We start from the raw sequence: 20126 nt of genomic DNA, 5'->3' as shown, positions 1-20126 counted from the left end.
CAAACCATGCCCAGGTGAGACGCCGACGCGAGGACTTCATGAGCTACCCAATTGCGTCTGCGATGCCTCTGTCCGGGTTGCGAGCGAGTTCAGGTATCGGCCCCACCGTTCATTGAGTACAGGTCATGGCCGCAAAATAGTCATGAATCGACGGAGTGATCCGCAGCACTATTACAGTGCGGCCCAAGAGTTTGGACCCGTGAACCACCGGGATCGGACTCTAGCCGCTCCAACGCCGAGTGCCCCGATGGCGCATCGTATTGCATTGCCAGCCGGTCTCAAGGGCATCTTCGTCGCGATCGGCAGCATCCTGGCCGCGTTCATCTGCGCGGGCATCGCCGCCGCCAAGGGCCGGAACCCGCTCGGCTGGGGTGTACTGGGCCTGCTCTTCAGCATCCTCACCCTGATCGTGGTCATCGTCATACCGCACAAGGACAGCTGAGCCGGAGTCGAATATTTAACCCGCACAGTCATATTTGGCGTTGCCGGCGTAGTGCCGACGGTCCGCGGGTGGCGGCCCGACGGAGTTGCAGGATCCGCCCGCCACCGACCAGCGCCATCACCAGGACGCCCGCGATCACCGACAGCAGGATCGTGACGCCCAGAGGTACGGAGAAGCGCCAGAAGAACAGAGTGAGCTCCGCCTGGCCGAGATTCTGCAAGATGAACACCAGCACCACGACGCCCACCACCGCCGCCGTGCTCAGCGCGACCCAGGCGTTGCCGGTGCGCGTTGCCGGTAGTCGTATGCGTGCGTTCGCCGCAGGACCGCCCGGCGGCTGATCGACCTGGGGCGGCGCGGTCCGGGCGGGCGGCGCGACGGCCGGGGGCGATACTCCGGCTTGCGGTTCGGGAGACGCCGAGCCGCCCGGCGGTGCGGGATCACGAGGTTCCGGGGCAGAAGGTGGGAAATGGTCACTGGTCATACCCCGGGCATTCCCCGTGGCAGCGGCTCTACGCCCACGCTGCCGATGCCCGCAGCCGTCCCCAGGGGAGCCCCGGCTCGCTAGTCGAGGGCTAGACGTTTCCGTCTACAAACGCCGCAACGTCATCGAACGTGCCTTCAACCGGCCAAGTCTCGTCTGCTGTGAGTGGGCGCGGGTTTTCGCCCTCTATATCCGCGTGCGGGATTCATCCGATGGACAGCGGTTTACTGGAAGGAGTCCATCGGGAGGAGCGAGACATGACCGCACCGGAGATCTCCACCGAAGACATCTCCTACCGCAAGTACGTGCCTGTGCTGGACAGCTATATGGCGTATGTGGATGCCGGAACCGGTGATCCGATCGTCTTCCTGCACGGCAATCCGACGCCGTCGTATCTGTGGCGCAATATCATTCCGTATCTGCTGCCGTTCGGGCGTTGCCTGGCACCGGACTACGTCGGCATGGGCAATTCGGGTGCGTCGCCGGACGGCAACTACCGGTTCTTCGATCACCAGCGGTATCTCGACGCGTGGTTCGAGGCACTCGGCATCGACCGCGAAGTCATCTTGGTCGTGCACGACTGGGGTTCGGCGCTCGGATTCGCGTGGGCACGAAGGCATCCCGAGCGGGTCAAGGCGATTGTGTACATGGAGTCGATCGTGCGCCCGTTCCACTCCTGGGACGAATGGCCCGCGGCGACTCGGGCATTCTTCCAGCGACAGCGCGGCCCCGAGGGCGAGGACCTGATCCTGCGCCAGAATTTGTTCATCGAATACCTGCTGCCCCTGCGTAATATCGCCCCCGAGGTCATGGAGGTCTACCGGCGGCACTACCGCAATCCCGGTCCGGCCCGGCTGCCGATGCTGGCCTGGACGCGGGATCTGCCGATCGCCGACGAGCCCGCCGATGTAGTCGCCGTCGTCGAGGACTACGCGGAATGGCTATCCGCCAGCGATATTCCCAAGCTGTTCATCGACGCCGAACCCGCCGGATTTCTCATCGGCGCCCAGCGCGAGTTCTGTCGCGCCTGGCCAAATCAGGAAACCCTCACCGTGCCCGGCTCCCATTTCCTGCCCGAGGACGCCCCCGATCTGATCGGCGAGGCGGCCGCCCGCTTCGTCGCCAAGGTGCGTGCCGGTCAGATCGCCCGCGAGCCCGCCGCCGCGCGCTCGGCCCGGCCGAGCCGGTAGGCACCGGCCGCGCACCGGTGTTCGCGCTACTCCAGCCGCGGAAAATGAACCATGCGTTATGGGATCTGGAATTGATTCGGCCACAGCCGGTGCAGCGAGCTTGGTCACGAACTGGCGCGAAGAAACACGACGACAGCCCGTCAACACCCGCAATGGGATCAGCGCGGGTACTCACCCGTCCGCGATGCTCCGTAAGCTGTCGCGCAAATGTTGCGCTTCAAGGTGTTGGGAACGTTCGACGTCACACGGGGAGATGATGCACTGGAGATTCGTCCCCGGCATCGGGAGGTGCTGGCACGTCTGCTGATCGCACGTGGACGGGCGGTTCCGGTGGATGTTCTCGTCGGGGAGATGTGGCCGGATACGCCACCGGCCAAGGCGTTGGGGACGTTGCAGACCTTCGTCGCCGACCTACGGCGGGTACTCGAGCCCGAACGAGCCCCGCGCACACCGGCGCGCATTCTGGTGAGCAGTCCACCGGGCTACGCCCTGCGCATCGACAACGACGCGGTGGACGCCTGGCGTTTCGAACAGCTCGTGCGGGGTGCCGACGATAATGCCGACGCCCCGCACGAGTCCTTGGCGCGGTTGGACTCCGCGCTCGCGCTGTGGGGGCGCGGGCGGCCGTACCTGAGCCTGAACGACATCGCCTGGGTGGGCGGGGAGATCACCCGGCTGACCGAATTGTGGTCCCGCGCGGTCGAACGGCGCGCCGAGCTGGCGCTGCGGCTGGGTCGCGCGGCCGAGGTTGTCGCGGATCTGCGCGAGTACACCGCCGACTACCCGTTGCGGGAGGAAGGGTGGCGGTTGCTCGCCACCGGCCTGTACCGCTCGGCGCGGCAGGCCGAGGCATTGGATGCGCTGCGGCAGGCCCGCCGAACTCTGGCCGATGAGCTTGGCATCGACCCCGGGCCCGGACTGCGGCAACTCGAAGCCGACATCCTCGCGCAGGCGGCATATTTGGCTCCCGACAGGGTCACTCGGCCGGAATCGGACCGCCGGTCCGCCACCACGACGCATATTCTCGATCGGGTGTCGCGGCCGAACCCCGAGTCGGTGTCGTTGGTGGGGCGCGATGAGGAGCTCGCGGTGCTGCTGGCGGCGGCGGAAGATGCTGCGGCGGGACGGCTTCGGGTCGCACTGATCACCGCTGAACCGGGCGGCGGGAAGACAGCGCTGGCCGTCGAGCTGACTCAGCGGCTCTCCGCCGACGGCTGGCTGCCGGTCTGGGGTCGCTGCCCCGAGGACGAGGGCATCCCACCGGGCTGGCCATGGACCGAGATCCTGCACGGCCTGATCGAGGCCGGTTTCCCGCCCGCATCCGAGGCGGCGCGCGCCCTGGCTCCCCTGCTCGACGGCGTGAGTGTCGACGGCGACGCCGCGATCGCACGGTTCCGCATGCACCGCGCGCTCGCCGACGAGATCGCCGCGGTGGCCGCGCACCAACCCCTATTGATCATGCTGGACGATCTGCATCGCGCCGATGCGGAATCCTTGACAATGTTCGCTCGAATCGCACAGGAGCGCAGCGATATACGGGTCCTGCTGGTCGGTGCGTACCGGCCGCACGAGGAGGCGCCCGCCCTCACGGAAACGATCGCACGAATCGCACCGCGGGCCCCGGTTCGACTGGCGCTGACCGGCCTCGGCCTCGACGCGATCGCCCAAATCGTGACCGCCAGTGTGGAAGTCGGCGAATCGACGCTGCACGCGATCGCCGAACGCACCTCCGGCAACCCGTTCTTCGTCCAGGAAACCGCCCGCCTGCTCGCCTCCGACGGGACCCGATCGCTATCGAAGGTGCCCACCGGCGTCCGCGATGTCATCTTGCGGCGGGTGGCTCTGCTCCCGCTCGACGCCCAGGTGTTGCTGCACCGGGCGACCGTCCTCGGCCGCGAGGTCGATGTCGAGGTGCTCACCGCCATGGCCGAGGGGGTCTGCGAGGACGCCGTCATCGACGCACTGGAGAACGCGGTGTTACTCGGACTGCTCGAAGAGACGAGCGACGGCGACCTCCGCTTCTCGCATCTGCTGATCCGAGACACCCTGTACACCACCATCTTCGGACTCCGCCGCAGCCGATGGCACGCACAGGCCGCACAGGCCATCGAGGCCGTCCGACCCGACAATGTCACCGCGCTCGCACATCATTACCTGTCCGCCGGTGCCCAATGGTCGGACGCCGCGGCCCGATATGCCCGCGCCGCAGCGGAATTGGCCCAGACCAGATTCGCGCACTCCGATGCCGCCCGCTGGTGGCGCGCCGCCCTCGAGGCCACCGACCGTGCACCCGGGTCCGACCCGCGGAACCGGCTCGAACTGGTGATGGGGCTGGCGCGCGCCCTCGCGCTGTCCGGCGCGGCCATGGCGGCCCGCGAGCATCGCATACAGGCGCTGGAATCGGCTGTGGCACTGCATGATCCAGCACTCGCCGCCGAGGTGATCGCCGCCTTCGAGGTCCCGGTGTTCTGGAGCGACCGCGGCAACTACGGCATCGTCGCGGATCCGATGGTGCAACTGATGCGGCAGGTCCTCGAGGAGCTTCCCCTCGGTGACAGCAGCGCCCGCTGCACGGTGCTGATCAACCTGTCCTTGGAGCTGACCAGCAGCGGCGACGGTCAGGCGGCCGGTGTGGCCGCCGCCGCCGAGCAGATGGCCCGCCGGCTGGACCACCCGGGATACCTCGTGCGGGCGCTCAACGCTCGCTTCCACAGCGAATACCATCGCGCCGGTCTCTCGGCCGAGCGCACCGCGATCGGCGCCGAACTGCTGGCCGTGGCGCAGCGGCACGATCTGGGAATCGCGGCGCAGGCACTGGGCTACTACTTCCTCATGTGCGGCCACGCCGGCGTCGGGGCCTTCGATATCGCAGCCGGGCATGCGAAAGCGTTGCGCGAGTTGTCCATTCGATTCGACCTGCCACAGGGCGTGCGGATGGCCGATCTCTTCCATGCACTGTGGCTACAGAAGCAGGGCCGATTCGCCGAGTCGGAGTGCGCCTACGCCGCCGTCGCCGACGACTTCGCCGAAGCCGGGTTCTGGGGCGTCGAACGGTCCCTGCGGAATTACTCGCGGTTCTCCCGGCTCTGGACGCAGAACCTCTGGCCGCAGCACATGGTCGCGGATCTGGTCGAGGAGTTGCGCGAATTCAACGAACAGACGGGTAACTTCGGAATGAAGGGGTGGGTACACGCGCTGGCGCTCATCGAGTCGGGCCGCATCGAGGAAGCCCGAGTGGTCGCCGAGCGCGCCGAACTGATTCGCCGTGATTACCTGTTCGAGGCGCAGATGGGTCTGGTCGGCACGGTCGGCATGGCGTTGGACCGTACCGACTGGGTCGAACTCGCCTATCGCGAACTACTTCCCGCCGCAGGCGAAGACGTCGGAGCGGGCGCGGGGTGGATGAGCCTGGGTCCGGTCTCGAGCTTCCTGGACAAGTTCGCCGCTCATCTGAACGAACCGGCCGCCGTACTGATCGAGCACTGATCGCCCCACCAAACGCGGGGATGACGGCGCGGCTGGTCCTTCGGTGGGTGCGGGGTTCCCTGAACTTCCCGGGCCGTCCTGGGGATTCCTGGGTTTCCGGTGCCGAAGTGGGAGTGAAAACTGGAGTCCGGTTCGCTATTCCGCATCGCTCGTGCGAACGGCCGCATCACGGATTCTCACGCCGAGCGTTTCACCATTCCGGCCCGGAATTCCTGGGGGCGGCAACCGTGCCAGTGCCGGAAGGCGCGGATGAATGGCGAGGAGGCGGAGTATCCGAGGTGGGTGGCGATCTGGCCGGTGGTCAGGTCGGTGTGTGTGAGCAGTTCGACCGCCACGGTTCGGCGGGACTCCTCGATGAGGGTGCGAAAGGAAGTGCCTTCCGCTTCCAGGCGGCGGGTCAGTGTGCGTCGACTGATGAACAATCGTTCGGCCATGGCGCTCAGAGACGGTAGGGCCGTAGGATTTTCGGACAGGAACTTCCGCACCAGATCCGTGGTTCCGAGGGGCGACTTGTATGTGGTGAGCAGGGCGCGGCAGGTGGTTTCCGCCGTGTGGCGAGCCCATGCGTTGGCCTGCGGCAATGGCTGGTCGAGCCAGGTGCGGTCGAAGGACACCGAGGTGCTGGTCGCGTCGAAGATCGGTTCGATTCCGAACATTCGCCGATGCCGGGCGGTCGAGATCGGTGCGGAATGTTGAAACTCGATCCGGTGCAGTGGGATTTGCGTCCCCAGTAGTTCGTCGGCGAGTAGTCGGATGCTCGTCAGCGTTCGTTCAGCAAGGAATGGGCGCACATCCGGTGGCGTCCCGGAGTCGTGGATGACGAGCCGTGCCTCGCCCCAATTCGTTTCCAATTCGATCCGGCAGAACGCGAATGTCAGGTCGAGGCAATCCATCGCCAAATCTATTGCTGAGCGCACTGTGGGGCTGGAAAGGAGAGCTACACCCAGCGGGCCGTACACGACGAGAGGAAGACGGCTGCCCGCGGCGATGCCCAGTCCCGGTTCGGAGTCGCAGCGTTCGAGCATATTCCGCACGACTCGCAGTTCCTCGTGAGCGGGGATCCGCATGGCGGGGTCGAGTAGCTGTTCAGGCAGTACGCCGGTGCTCGCCAGACAGTCCAATGCCGGAATGCCTCGCTCATCGGCCATGCAGGTCAGCGCGTGCACGCCTGACGCATTGCGTGGGGAATTCCAATCGAAAGTGCTCATAACGGATTCCGGAACTCTCCTTCGCGCTCACCTGGCCGGGCTCCAGGCTAGGGATCGGATGTGGCGAGGCACGGTGGCTGCCGAAAATTTGTGCTCTGCGCACAGTATTCGTCGGGCCGTCTCGGGTTCGCCGCACAAGGCGCGGACCGGTTGCGGAACCCGGAGGCCGGTTAGTCCTGATCTGTCGGCGGCACCAGTGCCGCGCGACGATGCCAGCGGCATACCCCCAGAGCAAAGCGCAGGTCGAAGGTGTCGCCGGTGAGGTTCACCCCGTGCTTACCGGTGACTCGCTGAATCCGGTATTGCACGGTATTGCGGTGCACCAGCAGCTTCGCCGCTGTCCGCGCGTAGCTGCCGCCCTCGGCGAGGAACACTTCGAGTGTGTCGCGCAGGAGTTCGGTCTTGTCGTCGTCGTGTGCCAGCGAACCGAGGACTCTGCGAATCAGCGATGCCAATTCCTCCGGCTCGTCGACGAGTAGCGCGAAGGGCGCGATGGATTCGAAGGAGACGACTTTCGGTGCGGCGTCGCCTGCCGCCAGCGCCAGGGTCTTGGCGCGGGCCGCCGCGCGGGCCGAAAGCCGGAAGCCGGTCAAACCCGAATGCGCAGACCCGAGCGTCATGCGTACAGGGAGCAGTGATTCCGCCAATTCTGTTGTGAGGCGGTCGATTGCGCAGGGCCGGTCGACATTCACCGGTAGCCACAGGCGCAGATCCCGGTCGCCCGTCGGCAGCATGAGGGCGGGGCCGATCGCACCGGCCGCCTCGGCGAGTAGCTGGGTGGCCTGTTCCAGCGCCCGGGCCGTTTCCACGAACGAGGTTGCTGGCGCGGTCCATACCTCGGCGGCCAAGTGGAGACGGTTCAGCTGATACCCGAGTGCGTCCTCGGCCGCGGCGACGTCGGGGTCCTCGTCCTCGATCAGTCGCTGGACCCATTCGCGCCGCGCGGCATGCCGGCGATTGAGCCAGCGGTCGCGTTCGGTTTCGTACGTCTCGCCGACCTGTGCCGTGATGCGGTCGACGTAGACCGCGGCGAAATCCATGATCAGGGCGATCGGTTCGGCCTTGTCGGGCGTATCCGACTCCAGCACGACCGCCACGGGGGCGGCGATCATCCGGGCTTGGCCGATCGCGTATGCGCGCAGCAACGCCGACAGCGGGCGTCCTTCGCGGGCGAGACGGCGGGCATAGGCGATGGTGGCGGGCGGCGGTACGACGGTCGCGGGATCGATACTGTTGGCCATCGCATTCAGGACGGCGACGACGTTCTCGGTAGTGCTGGCCGCGAGCAGGTCACGTAGCTCGATATCGCCGGCGCTGCTCATGGTTTGTTCGGTCTCGTTGATCAAGGCCGTGGTGATCGATTCCCGATGGGGCTGGAGGGCGCGAGCAACCCATGCCAGGGATGCGTACTTCACGCGGTCTCCGATCGACTGAGTTCGGCGCTTCATCCATGTGCTCGCCTGACGGGGTATGACCGTTGTAGTCACGGTGTCGACAGAATCTGCCATGTGAGTCTGCCTGAGGGCAACCAGCCCGTAATCAGTGCTAACTTACTCGCGAGTCAGTCCAGTGGTCAGGTTGAGACGATGAGGTCTTGAAGGTGAGTGTGTTCATGGGTTTGTCAGGGTGGGGTCGACCGGTAACCGCGTTGCTTGCGCCCCTCGTCGTATCGGCCACGGTGAGCACGACTTTCGCTGCGGTGACGGCGGAAGCCGCCCCGGCGGGGCGCAGCGAATCGGTGGTGGATCGTATCGGCGATGTCGTGGTCTCGGAGGTCGAATGGGATGCTCCGCTCCCTGCCTCGGACGCTGCGCATCCGGCGGCCTGTGACCGCATCGGCTTCCTGCGTTATCGCCTGGCGAACGGTCCGGCCGATTCATCGCGTGCCGATGCGATCCTGTCGTGGCAGCCCGGCATCACGATGGATGCCGCCTCGCAGCAGACCTTGGCGGTCAATTCCCTGCACCAACTCGCCGACCAGGGCAAGTCCGCCGAGGTGTGGTCGATGTCGCGGCGCAACAACTGCCTCGAGGACCGCACCGGCGCGGTCGCCGCACTTGCCAACAATGACCCGCAGATCGCGGTCGACTACTACTTCAAGGGCGGCAGCGTCGACGGCCAGACCTACCATCCGCCGACGCGTGCGGAGCAGGCGTGGCTGAGCGACTTCGGCTCCGAGCAGGTCACCGAGGACTGGTATTTCATCAACAGCCACGAGCTGCCCGACCCGGCGATGCGCAAGCGGAAGCTGTTCATCGGCGGGCATTCCTTCGGCGGCCTGCTGGCCAATACCTATGCGCGCTGGGTCTTCCCGGACGGACCGGGCTGGGACCAGATCGCCGGTGACACCGTCTTCGACACCTTCGCCGACGCCGAACCACTCCACCGCTGGATCGACGCGGTACCCGGAGTGCGCCAGCTGAAGGACGTATTCCAGAACCTGTCGTATTCGTCGGCGGTCGCGCTGATCAAGTCCGGTCTGCTCCCGGCCGATATCGGCAACGTCCTGCCGACCGGGCCGCTGGGTGATCTGCTCGCCGACGGCGGCCGGGCCATAGACCTGGACAAGACGACCCAGGCGTTCGCCGACTACCAGACGCTGATGAACGTCGCCGCGATCGGAGCGCGCCTGCGGCCGGACGCCGAAAGCACCTTGCCCGCGGCGATTCCGCACAATCCGGGATTGAACCTCGTGCTCAGCGCGCTGTTCACCCAGAATCCATTGCAGCTGCCCGGCTCGTTCGTATCGCAACAGACCGGACTCGACCTGCCCACCGCGGTCGCCGGGACCGACTTCCGCGACTGGCGGTTGACGAACATGGCGACCCTGGGCTCGCTGTACTCGACGTCTTCGCAGCCCACGTTCTTCTCCACCCAGATGGGTACCTTCGACGGCCCGACCGTTCCGAAGTACTTCACGGTGCCGCCGCAGATCTCGGCGATCCCGTTCCTGGGCAACACTCTCGGTGCCGCGCTCAGTTTCGGGCCCACGGTCATGCCCGCCGACCCGACCGGCCGCCTCAACGGCTGGACCGACACCAATATCGAGGCCAAGGCCGATGCGGTGGACGTGGCCCGCAATGTCGGCTCCGGAAAGCTCGACTACACCACGCGCTACGAGAGCCTGCGGCTGATGGTCGATGAATTCGTCTATATCTTCCTCGGCTACCACGGCGACGGCTTTCCCGAACTGCTGCCCGAGGACTCCATCGACCGCGTGCCGCATGTGGCCATCACCGGCCGCCTCGCCGGATCCACCTACGACATCGGCTGGAGCGACCCCACCCATGAAGTGAAGGTGCCAGACCGCACCCACATGGACACCCTGGAAGGCTCGGCCGAACAGAACGACGGCCAACCCGAACGAGTCAGCATCACCGTCGCCGACTTCGTCACCCGCACCCTCGGCTGACACGGGGAACACGCATGCGCACAACATATCTGGCGGTAGCGGCGGTTTCGGCCGTCGCCGCGGGAGCGTTCGCCCCCGCCGCCATCGCGACGCCTGTCGATTCGGGATCGGGAACGACATCCGTGCCGATCTTCAGTGACTCGGTGCAGTATCCGGTGGGCGGTCTCGGCCCGACCATCGTGTCGCAAACCATGGCGACCGGCGATTTCGACCGGGATGGCAATCTTGATCTCGCCGCCACCGGAGTCGTCGACGGAGTCGCGATCCTCAATGGCGATGGGCACGGACAGCTGACGCGAACCGCCTTCTACCACACCGAGATCGGCACGAACTCGGTCGTGGCCGCCGACCTGCGCGGCCTGGGCCGGCTGGATCTGGTGGTGACGAACTTCTTCAGTGTCAGCGTGCTGTTCAACGACGGCCACGGCCGTTTCACCGTCGATCGCACCTATGCCACCGACCCGAATCCGACTGTGACACAACGGACCGGGGGCGTTCCAGTGGGTGCGGCGGTCGCCGATTTCGACGGCGACGGTCACCCGGATCTGGCGATCAACAGTCTTGTGCCGGTGCCCGGCGGGGTGGGCATCATGCGCAACGACGGCGCGGGCCATTTCACCGGCCCGGCCTGGTACGGGGTCGGGCTGGCGAAAACGGTGGTCCAGACCGGCGACATCGACAACGACGGCCGACCGGATCTGATCACCTCCGACGCCGCTGCCTCCGGCTTCTGGGTGCAGCTCAACGACGGCCATGGCGGGTTCGAGGCACCTCGCTGGAATTTCATCCCCTTGCTGGCCGAGGACATGAAGGTCGCCGACGTCGATGGCGACGGCAATCTCGACGTGGTCACCGCCAATGCGGCGGCCTTCAGCTTCTCGGTCCAATACGGCGACGGCGCGGGCAATTTCGGACCGCCACAGCTGACGGCCGGATCGTTCACGCCGTGCGCGCTGGCGATCGACGACTTCGACGGCGACGGGATCACCGATATCGCGGTGATGCAGTTCGTGCCCTCGCTGGCGGTGATCTACCGGGGCAACGGGCATCGCGGCTTCGAGTACACGGAGAACCACACCATCGGACTGGGCGGGCAAGGGGCGATCACCGCGCAGCTGGACCGGACCCGGCAGCCTTCGATTCTGTCGATGAGCGCACTGTCGCAGGACGTGTCGGTCCTGCACAACAACACACCCACCGCCCGATAGTCGGGACAAATGATTCAGATGCCCTGGCGGCTGTTCGGTGCCGCCACCGCGCTCATACTCACCGCAGGACTGCTCTCCGGCCCGGTCGCCTCCGCCGAGGACGCTCAGGCCGCGTCCGGCGAGCGCACCGAAACCGTAGTGGATCTCGCCGACGGAATCGTGGTCTCCGAGGTCAAGCTGCGTTCGCTACTACACACTGCGGCACCGCATCCGGAAGCCTGCGATTGGATCAGCTACCTGCGCTATCGGTTCTCCGATAGCCCGGAGGACCCGCAACGCGGGAACGGGGTGCTGCTTGCGCAGCCGTTCGTCTCGCGTGGCGCGGTGTCGCTCGACGGCATCGCACGCAGCACGCTGTCCGGGGCCAAGGTGCGCGGCAGGTCGGTCGAATGGTGGTCGCTACCCATGCGTTCGGCGTGTGCGATGGACTCGACGGGGCTTGCCTCCGGGGATGCCTCGACGGCCTTGGACTACTATTTCCACGGCAAGCCGATCGATGGTCATACCTTCGCGGGCTTCGGGCAGGACCGCTACCTCTCCGACCTAGGCATCGAACAGATCGTGCGAGACCAGTACGAGGTGCTGACCCGGGAGCTGCCCTCGCCCGAATTCCGTCGCACCAAAGCGTTCTGCGGCGGCCACGGCACCGGCGCATTGCAGACCATGATCTTCGCCGACTGGGACTTCGACGGGCGACCCGGTGGCGAGAATTGCGCAGGGTTGTTCGCGCTCGACGGCCCGCTCGACCCCGATCCCTTGATGATCGAGACAAACCCGATCCTGAAATGGGCCTCGGGATTGATGGGTCAGGGCTACACGGCAGCGGTGGCAGCGATCGAGAACGGGACGCTGCCAAGCCCTCTGGCAGGACTGCCGGTGCTGGGCCCGGAAGCGGCGATGCTGCTGCCGATCACGGCTTTGGAAGCGGTGGCCGAGGGGGACGAGGAGACAACCCTGCACCAGCAGTTCCCGCGGACCGGGCCGGTCGAGTGGACCAACAGAATCAATTTCGGTCAGTCTTCGGCGGATATCGCTTTGGGTACCAACGTGATTCAGGACTATCGCTTCAGTGGGCTCGGCCTGCTCGGCACCATGATCGGCGGCACTTCCCTCAACCTCCCGATTTTCGCGACCACAACAGGAACATTGTCCGGCGGTCCCGTGATCGACAGGCACTTCCCGCTTCCCGGGCAGCTTCGGAATCTCCCCGCAGTCGGCGACCTGTTCGCCGCGTTCACCGGTGGGGCGGATCGGGTCGCGCCCACGGATCGGACGGCCCTGTACGGCTGGCGCAATGACGAAGATAAGCAACCGATTTCGGTGATCGCCGCACGAATGGCGACGATGCTCGGATCGCAATCCTGGGTCGATTCCACCGTGCCGACCCGCTGGGCGGCCGACATCACCGCGATCCTGTCGGGCGTCCACGACGGAAGTCTCGCCGGATTCCGCCACCCCGAGCAGACCCGTACCCTCCCGCACTACGTCACGGTCGGTGGCAACAGCTTCCACCTGCCACTGGCGAACGCCGGTCTCGCCTGGCCTTCGGACACGGTTCGCGTGCCCGGCTACACCCAAGCGGACGCGGTCGCCGGTGGGCCCAATGACGCGGTGGTGCAAGGCTTGACCACCTTCGTCACCGGATAACCAGTTTTCGATCCGCTTGACTGGCGGCATTCGCAGCAGCGGCAGGCGAGCAGCCGATTCGTTTCATGTCAATAATTGCATTCACGCAGGTAGATCCCGCCCTGCTTGACAGCGTCGTGTTCAGGTCGAGCCAGCGCAACCGACGACCTCACCGCCGAACCGCTGGACATGGAGGAATTCGGCGGCGGCGGTGTTGATACGGAGTCTTCGCCGGGATCGGTGGTGAGTTGAAGCAGTCGGGCAGCGGATGCCGAAATCACGTGTGCGCCTTGGACTTCGACCTGGTAGCCGCTGGGATAGCTGCTTTGGGGCAGATACACTTCCGTGCGATCCGCCGGAGTGAACGATTCACCGGAATCGGCGCGGCGGGCAGTGTATCGAAGAGTGAACGTTGCGGTCGCGCTGTCGTAGTGCCACTGCCTCGGGGTGCCGGCGATCGCCTGCGGATACGGCCGGACGACTGCGAGGTTGATCAGGCTGGGACCGGTCACCGCTACCGGTCATCGAAGACGTGCTCAACTTGATCGAGCAGGGCCAGTGGTACAGCCAGGATCGCCCGTTCTGGGAAGCGTTCCGAACGCTGGCTCACAAGGGTGATCGATCGGCGATGCTGGCGTTCCTCGACACTGAGCGCCGTCGTAGCTTGCGCGAATACTACGACCTCACCGACGACCAGATCGCCGACATCCCCGCCGAGGGCTGAGGCCACACCGAAAGGCACAAACACCATGGACTACTGGGTCTTTCGCTCCCGCCCGGTCGGACACCGCGACCACACCGGCGGGTTCGTCTTCGATCACGAGCCCCACGACGCGCTCATCGGCGCGGACGGGTTGTATCTGGTCAGCCCCGAGTTCGCCGACCAGCTCGACGATCTCGGCTACACCATTCCCCGAATGGAACAGCTGACCACGCCCACCCGAACCGACCGCCCGGAGCGTCTGTTCGTGCACCGCCGCTTCTGGGTGGCGTGGTGCCCTCGAAGGTTGGGCAGCAGAAGATGTTTCGAGTCGGCGAGGCGGTCAAGTGGTTGCCGGAGGTGGCTGTGATCCCAGTCGGGTCCGCCGTGGATCACCAGCAACGGCGGTTGGTGGCATTGCCCGGTAGGGCTGAGCGCGAGGTAGGGATATCGATGGAAGAATTCGACTGTATAGAGATCTACCGGGAGTACCTGCGATCCAGAGGGCTACATCCGACCCGCGGTCGACCGTCAGATGCGCCCGCGCGGGTCCGGATGCGTTTGGTCGTCGAATTGATCGAGGACCTGGAAACCATCGACCGCAAGACCAAAGCGGCGGACAAAGAACTACGGCAGTTGGTCGCCGAACGCGGCTCCACGCTGATGGACCTGCACGGAATCGGTCCTTCTTCCGCGGCGAGGCTTTTGGCCGATACCGGCGATATCCGCCGGTTCCGGGACCGGGACCGGTTCGCGTCGTGGAACGGCACCGCACCCTTGGATGCGTCGTCGGGTGATCAACAGCGGCACCGGCTTTCCCACGCCGGGAACCGCAAGATCAACCGAGTGTTGCACATCATGGCCATCGTTCAACTGCGCAACCGTACTCCGGGGCGGCTCTATTACGAGGGCCGCAGAGCGGGCGGGAAGACCTCGATGGAAGCCGTCCGCGCGCTCAAGCGCCGCTTGTCGAACGTGGTCTATGCCCGGATGCTCGCCGATCAGCAGCGGCGTGATTTGGCAGGCCCGGGAGGGCAATCGGGAACGACTCTTGACTCCAGCGCGACCGGCTCCAACCCGCACACCGATCCTTCGGACAAGCCACATCCCGGACCCAACAAACAGGCTAACCCCACACCTGCAACGACGTCTTGACATAGAGGGGTGCCGTGAGCGGACGAGCGATCAGAACCCTGCCGACGGAACGCGCGTAGTCGGGGGCGAATGGTCGAATCAGATATCCGCGCGAGCACGTGCGCGGGTACCGAGCGAACACAATACGAACGCGGCAATTAGTGCGACGGTTAATCCGCCGTCCCATGCGACGGTCGTGCCCGCGTCCGCGACCCCGCCTCTGTCGAGGAAGTAGATCGCGGTCACCGTCAGGGCGAGCTTGTTCGCGATCATCAGCGCCCAAATCGCGCCGTTGCGGTCGGGTTGGCGCGCCAGCACCGCAAACAACCCGGCGCACAGGAACAGGCCGTACATACGCCACGCCTGAACCACCAGTGTTTCGTTTCCGGCGTGGTGCAGATCGGCGATGCTGGAGAGGGCGGCGGCCAATGCCGAGAGAGCGGCCAGCCAGGCCAATGCCTGTCCTGCCGGGCGGAGCATACGGTGCATCCCGTCACGATAGCGACCCCGGTCTCGCTATGCCCGAGATCGCATTTCGGGCGGTGAGACATTCGGCAAGCCCGTCCGGCGGTGCCGCCGAGCCGGGGGCATGAAGGGGGTACGGCAGAACTCGGCTGCAATGCGCGTTTCTCGGTGCGGACGTTCGTCCAGCCTCAGATCAGTACGGCCGGTTGATCTTCGGCGGTGCCGCCGAGGCAGCTCCGAACAGCCTTGTAAGCGGCAGATCAGGGCGTTCACTTTGTGGTTACTGGGGCTGGACGTAATCGTCGATTCTTTGCGTAATCAACTCGCTTGTCGCCCGTCGAAGGTCGTCCGCAACCCTGTAATACATGTCGTCGACCTGACGAAGGGAGACTGGTTCGGCGTGCTCATCGAGCGCGGCCTGTTCGGTTGCGAAATACCCGTCGAAGACCCCTCGTGGCCCGGTCAATACGGGCCGCTCGCCGCCCCAGGCTGGGAGCTGTGACGTGGAGTGGACATGGTGCGCGGCCGATAAACAGGCTGAGGCGAGTTCTGGTTGGCCCAAGAAGCGCAGCGTGCCAGGAACGTAGAACAGTTCGGAGGGGCGGTTGTACAGGAATTGTTCGTAGCCGCCGTTGTGAATCTCGTTCTCGAACACGCTCATCAGTACGACGATTCCCACAGGGGGAGGAACCCGATCGAGCGGGATGCCTAGACGTCCGCTGCGCCAGTCGGCGGGGTAGGACGAGTTGCTCCAAAAGGTCAGCGAAGCGACCTCGTTGATGTCTCTTGCAGTGGCTAGGTCCAGAAGCTTTTGTCTGTCAGACGCTGGTAGTCGGTGCTCCATCTCCTCACGATAGCCATCAGGTAGCTGTGGCCGTGATGATGACTAATCCTCCCGACGGCTGAAACCGGATTCGCCGCTGCCGGTCGGCCTGCTGCAGCAACGCCTCGACGAGGACCGGCCGACCTCGGCGCACGTGGATCTGGCCTGCACCGATATCGAGGCCACCGCCGTCTGGCACGAGAAACTGGGTGCACGACGCCTCGAGCGCGGGCGTCATTGGCTGGTCATGGCGGATCCGGCCGGTCAGCCATACTGCCTGACCGGCCGGCAACCGGCCTGACTTCAGTTCATTCAGAGACTCAGTAGTTCACTGCCACTTGGTTCGCGGCCGTTCCCGCGCGGCCGGAGCCGAGTTGGCCAGCGCCTCGAGGTCTTCGAGGAACTTCTCGATGCTCTCGGATCTGGCCTGCGGGGTGCTGACGTGCTCGCGCAGTTGACAAATACGAGTTCAAGACTGTTCGGGCCTAGGAAATGAACGGAATAAAACAGCATCCCTACAGAAGAACCCGCCTTTGCCGAGATCTGAACAACCCGCAACAATTGCGGGCCAGGAGGTCGCCATCCCGCCTTATCGGGCATGCTTTCGACTGAATACCAAATCCCAGTGGTCAGGTGACGTTTGCGGATTTTCCAGTGTTCCATCTGTGGTGGACTCGTCGGCATTGAATACCCGTTCATTGGATGGGTCGTCCACCGATCGCCAAGAGCCGATTAACAGGTTTCCGTCCGGTAGCAGCGCGACAGTGGTAATCGCCAGCCGCGTGGCAGCTGTCCAGCTACGTAACGGATGGCTGTGTATCACTTGACGGAGTGACCGCCGTTGAGTTTGAAGTGGCAGACCTGTCGCCAGTAGCGCTGCTACGTAGCGCAGGAACTGATCGTCAGGCCACAGCAGATGACAACCGCTGCACCCACGACGATCGATCCCGCCAGCCGACCTGATTTGGTCCTGTCAGAAGTCACAGCTTTACTCCGAGAAACTCGATGAGATACTCACCGAGGCGGGGGTGCACTCACCGTCTGTAATCGATCTGCTTGATACCGGTACGTCCCATCCTGGGGGAACGCCTCCCAGATTGAATAATATGTCGAAAATTGCAATTGCCCCTCCGAGAAGTAGGAATGTCGCAACGAGTGCTAATATAAATGCCTTAGTTCGCCGCGATATCAGTAAGGCGGAAATTGAAACCAGAAGGACTGAAGCGAAAGGGACTATCCAGCTGACCCAATACCCTCCGGTCAGCCTCCTGAAACGATCCTCAAGAGTGCCTAGTTCCAGCACCTCTGGCGGTGGCACGTGTGTCCATTTTTGGATTTTACCAGCGAGGTAGGCATACGAGATGGCCAGGATGAAACCCGCGAGCACTCCGCCGATAGCATGCGAAGTTCGGCGGTTTCGCAATTTTCTTTGATTCCTCTCCGGATGATTCACCGCTATCTCCCTACATTAGTTCGCCGCCTGACATCACGGAACTGGTGCCCCACGTTATGAAGGGTTTGGCAATTCCCCATTGTTCGGCTTCAAAGAGGTTGTTAATGGCAGTCTGCTGCAAACCTGGATACTCCGACGAGTTCGAGCCATATACAGTCTGGTCGTAGATATGAACCTCCTGCCACCATTGCACTCGGTGTTGCCCAGATGGCCCCGGCTCAGCAATTGCAACGGTAGTAGTCGATATGCTGTAGTGGCCGAGCGATAGTACTGAATCCTGACTTGAGCCACCAACAACCTGCCAGGGGCTCGTCATTGTCACCTTGGCTGGCTTGCCGGTCTTCTCGGTCTCAATCACCGCTGCCGCCATTGTATTAAGGCGGTCCATTTCAATTACCTTAGAGGGCGGATCGGTGTTTGGATATTGCGTGGAATCTTCCTTTATAAAGCGGTCGACGGTGGCAGTATCAAGTTCGTACGACTTGCCGGTGCCGCCGAGGTAATGGTCCACGAGTTTTGCGGCGGTAGGCGCATGATACCTATCCTTTAGCTCATGGACGGTCAGCTTTCCCAGGGCTCTAACCTGATCGCGCACCTTTCCGTCCGGATCCCAATACCAATCTTTAACATTATAGTTTTCCAAAGTTAGCGAGTTATCCGGGGTGCTGCCCCAATTCGTTGCCGCGATATACTGGATTATCCGTATCGATAGTCCAGTGCGTGTAGTTATCGGGGGCGCTGGGTCCCGGAGGATCCTCTATTTGCCCGCGAACCTGTTGCACTCCCGGAAGCTGTGAAGATCGAGTGAGGCTGGCGCCAAGTTTCGAACCGACGGCACCCACCAAATTAGGTCCGAACTGACTGGCCTCCAAGGGGGTGGGGATTGTCGGTGCGGTGGAGGGCTGGCCCGGCACCTTGGGCCGGAACCGGAATGCAGGTGCCAGCCGTCGTCGGTGTCCACGACCCGGTTCTTGTCCGGGACCGTGTCGGCAGCGGCGGTGTGCGTATTCGAGGCCAGTAGTCCCATTGCGGCCGCCGTGGCGAGCGAGGCGGCGATTCCCGTGTGTCGTGTTGTGAACATGTCCCCACCTGCCCTTCCTGGATTGATCGGGTGCAGCATCGGTGGGGCAACTTCAGCTGGAACACCACTGTCAACGGAAGGGGTGTGCCTGTCACACCGGATTGGCAACCCTTGTCACACCAGGGTTGCCACAGGTCACAGCCATGAGAATCGGTCGGAATCCGCTGTGTGGACTGCGTCACTGTGACAAGGATGGCAGCGTGTAAACCCGAGGTGTGCCACCGCGGGCAGGGGGCGTGAGGCGTTGCTCCAGCGCTTCTGTAACTACGCGGCGAACACCCGGAGTTGAGTTTGCGGACGATCGGGATCCGGGCTCAGGTCAGCCGCACCACCGTCTCGCGGGCATTCTCGACGCAGGCCCGGCTGCCGTCGTGGCCCTCGATCGCAGCGATCACTCACGTCCTGGGCGGGGTCAGCGGCGAGGTCGAGCCGCTGTGGCAGTGGGCCTCGACCGGAACACCACCCACACCCGCGCAGCTCACCGACCAGGCACCGCCGCGCGCGGACCCGATGCGCCCTGCCTATTTCGAGGAGGGTGTCCTGCACTCTGCCTTGCTTGGCCAATGCGCGAGCCTTGGTTGTGTGCAGCATCGCTCGTTCTGTCGCGGTCAGCCGGTCGGATCGTTCGAAGGCCATCCTGACCGATTTGAGCCCGTTGTCGAGATCGCCCGTCCAGATCGACTGCCGGGCCATGGATGAGAGCACTTTTGCCCGGAGGTTCCAGTCCCGGCACTCCTCGGCGCATCCTAACGCCAGGTCGAACATGGCACGTGCGTCCTCATGGTCATAGCGATCGAAAGCCATGAATCCGGCTGTGTGGCTCAGGAATCCGACCGCTGAGCGGAGTTCCGCCTTGTCCCTCGGTGTAGCGTTCGCATCGAGAAGCCGTACCGCATATCGCAGCTGTGCAAGCACGGCTTCGCGGACGAGCCCGCGGCCGTTGCCGGCGTCCCATGAGCTGATCTGCCTGGCGGCGGTGCGGATCTCTTCGATGTCTTCTTGTCCGACGGTCGCTGGTACCGGGGTCGACCTCAGATCCGCAATCAACTCCAGCAGCGTTCCCGGGGCGAGCGTGACCGCTGCGGCGGCTCGCAGGAATCCATGCCGGTTCACATCGTCGAGGGCATCGACGTTTCGCTTCGGCAGCTTGAACCACAGAAGTTCGCCCGGGACCTCGAGGGTCTCGGCCCAGTGAATCAGCTTGCTCAGCTGCTCGGGTGCGGTGCCGACCTCGAGCCTGCTCAATTGGCTTTGGCTGAGTCCCAGCCAGCTTGCCACCAATTCCTGCGCCAGCAGATTCCCGTGGTAGGGGTGGGTTCGGTAGGCATAGATCACTCGGCCCATATGCCAGGTGGCGAGGGCATCGTGCATCTGGTCGGTCAACCAGAAGTTGTGCGGCAGGTCCGGCGGCTCC

The 20126-nt window shown here is 64.4% G+C and carries 18 protein-coding genes; 10 read left to right on the top strand and 8 right to left on the bottom strand.

What is annotated here, in order from left to right; all coding sequences use genetic code 11:
* Positions 1-247 precede the first annotated feature (247 nt).
* Positions 248-442 (top strand): deoxyribodipyrimidine photolyase, encoded by a 195-nt coding sequence (locus tag AB0N05_RS27710; protein WP_364698982.1) that lies wholly within the window; start codon positions 248-250, stop codon positions 440-442.
* A gap of 28 nt (positions 443-470) precedes the next feature.
* On the opposite strand, the gene AB0N05_RS27705 is transcribed toward AB0N05_RS27710, so the two are convergent.
* Entirely contained in the window at positions 471-926 is a 456-nt protein-coding gene (locus tag AB0N05_RS27705) for a lipopolysaccharide assembly protein LapA domain-containing protein (RefSeq protein WP_364698980.1), read from the bottom strand.
* Positions 927-1183: 257 nt separating this feature from the next.
* Here AB0N05_RS27705 and AB0N05_RS27700 point away from each other — a divergent pair, with 257 nt between their 5' ends.
* A complete protein-coding gene (locus AB0N05_RS27700; protein ID WP_364698978.1) occupies positions 1184-2116 on the top strand; it encodes a haloalkane dehalogenase in 933 nt (310 codons plus the stop codon).
* A gap of 207 nt (positions 2117-2323) precedes the next feature.
* Positions 2324-5602 carry a BTAD domain-containing putative transcriptional regulator gene (locus AB0N05_RS27695; RefSeq protein WP_364698976.1) on the top strand — a complete coding sequence of 1093 codons (3279 nt, stop codon included), beginning with the start codon at positions 2324-2326 and terminating at the stop codon, positions 5600-5602.
* A 176-nt stretch (positions 5603-5778) separates the two neighbouring features.
* Here the strand turns inward: AB0N05_RS27695 and AB0N05_RS27690 are convergent, their stop codons facing one another.
* Together AB0N05_RS27690 and AB0N05_RS27685 are read right to left on the bottom strand one after the other, a co-directional pair.
* On the bottom strand, positions 5779-6810 hold the full coding sequence (locus tag AB0N05_RS27690) for an AraC family transcriptional regulator (protein WP_364698974.1): 1032 nt from the start codon (positions 6808-6810) through the stop codon (positions 5779-5781).
* A gap of 170 nt (positions 6811-6980) precedes the next feature.
* Positions 6981-8225 carry a helix-turn-helix domain-containing protein gene (locus tag AB0N05_RS27685; RefSeq protein ID WP_364698972.1) on the bottom strand — a complete coding sequence of 415 codons (1245 nt, stop codon included), beginning with the start codon at positions 8223-8225 and terminating at the stop codon, positions 6981-6983.
* Positions 8226-8488: 263 nt separating this feature from the next.
* Here AB0N05_RS27685 and AB0N05_RS27680 point away from each other — a divergent pair, with 263 nt between their 5' ends.
* From AB0N05_RS27680 to AB0N05_RS27670, 3 genes are read left to right on the top strand one after another with little or no spacing between them, the layout of a single operon-like run.
* On the top strand, positions 8489-10222 hold the full coding sequence (locus AB0N05_RS27680) for a hypothetical protein (RefSeq protein WP_364698970.1): 1734 nt from the start codon (positions 8489-8491) through the stop codon (positions 10220-10222).
* Positions 10223-10236: 14 nt separating this feature from the next.
* Positions 10237-11430, top strand: coding sequence for a VCBS repeat-containing protein (locus AB0N05_RS27675; protein WP_364698968.1), 1194 nt, complete (start codon positions 10237-10239; stop codon positions 11428-11430).
* Positions 11431-11439: 9 nt separating this feature from the next.
* Entirely contained in the window at positions 11440-13077 is a 1638-nt protein-coding gene (locus AB0N05_RS27670) for a hypothetical protein (protein ID WP_364698966.1), read from the top strand.
* 68 nt (positions 13078-13145) lie between these two features.
* Here the strand turns inward: AB0N05_RS27670 and AB0N05_RS27665 are convergent, their stop codons facing one another.
* The gene (locus AB0N05_RS27665) at positions 13146-13568 is read right to left on the bottom strand and encodes a hypothetical protein (RefSeq protein ID WP_364698964.1); all 423 of its coding nucleotides are present in this window, start codon (positions 13566-13568) and stop codon (positions 13146-13148) included.
* 20 nt (positions 13569-13588) lie between these two features.
* Between AB0N05_RS27665 and AB0N05_RS27660 the strand changes: the two genes are divergently transcribed.
* The 3 genes from AB0N05_RS27660 (at position 13589) to AB0N05_RS27650 (ending at position 14911) form a co-directional block, all read left to right on the top strand.
* Positions 13589-13780 (top strand): hypothetical protein, encoded by a 192-nt coding sequence (locus AB0N05_RS27660; protein ID WP_364698962.1) that lies wholly within the window; start codon positions 13589-13591, stop codon positions 13778-13780.
* A 25-nt stretch (positions 13781-13805) separates the two neighbouring features.
* Positions 13806-14126 carry a hypothetical protein gene (locus AB0N05_RS27655; protein ID WP_364698960.1) on the top strand — a complete coding sequence of 107 codons (321 nt, stop codon included), beginning with the start codon at positions 13806-13808 and terminating at the stop codon, positions 14124-14126.
* Between the two features lie 83 nt (positions 14127-14209).
* Positions 14210-14911 carry a transposase gene (locus AB0N05_RS27650; RefSeq protein WP_364698958.1) on the top strand — a complete coding sequence of 234 codons (702 nt, stop codon included), beginning with the start codon at positions 14210-14212 and terminating at the stop codon, positions 14909-14911.
* 78 nt (positions 14912-14989) lie between these two features.
* Here the strand turns inward: AB0N05_RS27650 and AB0N05_RS27645 are convergent, their stop codons facing one another.
* Complete coding sequence (locus tag AB0N05_RS27645; protein WP_364698956.1) at positions 14990-15346, bottom strand: hypothetical protein; 357 nt, start codon at positions 15344-15346, stop codon at positions 14990-14992.
* A gap of 289 nt (positions 15347-15635) precedes the next feature.
* The gene (locus AB0N05_RS27640) at positions 15636-16016 is read right to left on the bottom strand and encodes a hypothetical protein (protein ID WP_364698954.1); all 381 of its coding nucleotides are present in this window, start codon (positions 16014-16016) and stop codon (positions 15636-15638) included.
* Between the two features lie 241 nt (positions 16017-16257).
* On the opposite strand from AB0N05_RS27640, the gene AB0N05_RS27635 reads away from it, so the two are divergent.
* Positions 16258-16479, top strand: a complete 222-nt coding sequence (locus tag AB0N05_RS27635; RefSeq protein WP_364699138.1) for a VOC family protein — start codon at positions 16258-16260, stop codon at positions 16477-16479.
* Between the two features lie 1162 nt (positions 16480-17641).
* Here the strand turns inward: AB0N05_RS27635 and AB0N05_RS27630 are convergent.
* Together AB0N05_RS27630 and AB0N05_RS27625 are read right to left on the bottom strand one after the other, a co-directional pair.
* Complete coding sequence (locus AB0N05_RS27630) at positions 17642-18274, bottom strand: hypothetical protein (protein ID WP_364698952.1); 633 nt, start codon at positions 18272-18274, stop codon at positions 17642-17644.
* 702 nt (positions 18275-18976) lie between these two features.
* Entirely contained in the window at positions 18977-20095 is a 1119-nt protein-coding gene (locus AB0N05_RS27625) for a hypothetical protein (protein ID WP_364698950.1), read from the bottom strand.
* Positions 20096-20126 lie beyond the last annotated feature (31 nt).

The organism is Nocardia sp. NPDC051030 (assembly GCF_040683015.1).
Classification (GTDB): Bacteria; Actinomycetota; Actinomycetes; order Mycobacteriales; family Mycobacteriaceae; genus Nocardia.
Note: the sequence above shows the minus strand (reverse complement) of the source record. Positions and strands in the feature narration are given on the sequence as shown.

Bases quoted from the DNA above. Each gene is read 5' to 3' on its own strand.
- AB0N05_RS27710 (WP_364698982.1), top strand. From the start codon at position 248: ATGGCGCATCGTATTGCATTGCCAGCCGGTCTCAAGGGCATCTTCGTC.
- AB0N05_RS27705 (WP_364698980.1), bottom strand. From the start codon at position 926: ATGACCAGTGACCATTTCCCACCTTCTGCCCCGGAACCTCGTGATCCC.
- AB0N05_RS27700 (WP_364698978.1), top strand. From the start codon at position 1,184: ATGACCGCACCGGAGATCTCCACCGAAGACATCTCCTACCGCAAGTAC.
- AB0N05_RS27695 (WP_364698976.1), top strand. From the start codon at position 2,324: ATGTTGCGCTTCAAGGTGTTGGGAACGTTCGACGTCACACGGGGAGAT.
- AB0N05_RS27690 (WP_364698974.1), bottom strand. From the start codon at position 6,810: ATGAGCACTTTCGATTGGAATTCCCCACGCAATGCGTCAGGCGTGCAC.
- AB0N05_RS27675 (WP_364698968.1), top strand. From the start codon at position 10,237: ATGCGCACAACATATCTGGCGGTAGCGGCGGTTTCGGCCGTCGCCGCG.
- AB0N05_RS27670 (WP_364698966.1), top strand. From the start codon at position 11,440: ATGATTCAGATGCCCTGGCGGCTGTTCGGTGCCGCCACCGCGCTCATA.
- AB0N05_RS27655 (WP_364698960.1), top strand. From the start codon at position 13,806: ATGGACTACTGGGTCTTTCGCTCCCGCCCGGTCGGACACCGCGACCAC.
- AB0N05_RS27650 (WP_364698958.1), top strand. From the start codon at position 14,210: ATGGAAGAATTCGACTGTATAGAGATCTACCGGGAGTACCTGCGATCC.
- AB0N05_RS27640 (WP_364698954.1), bottom strand. From the start codon at position 16,016: ATGAGCGTGTTCGAGAACGAGATTCACAACGGCGGCTACGAACAATTC.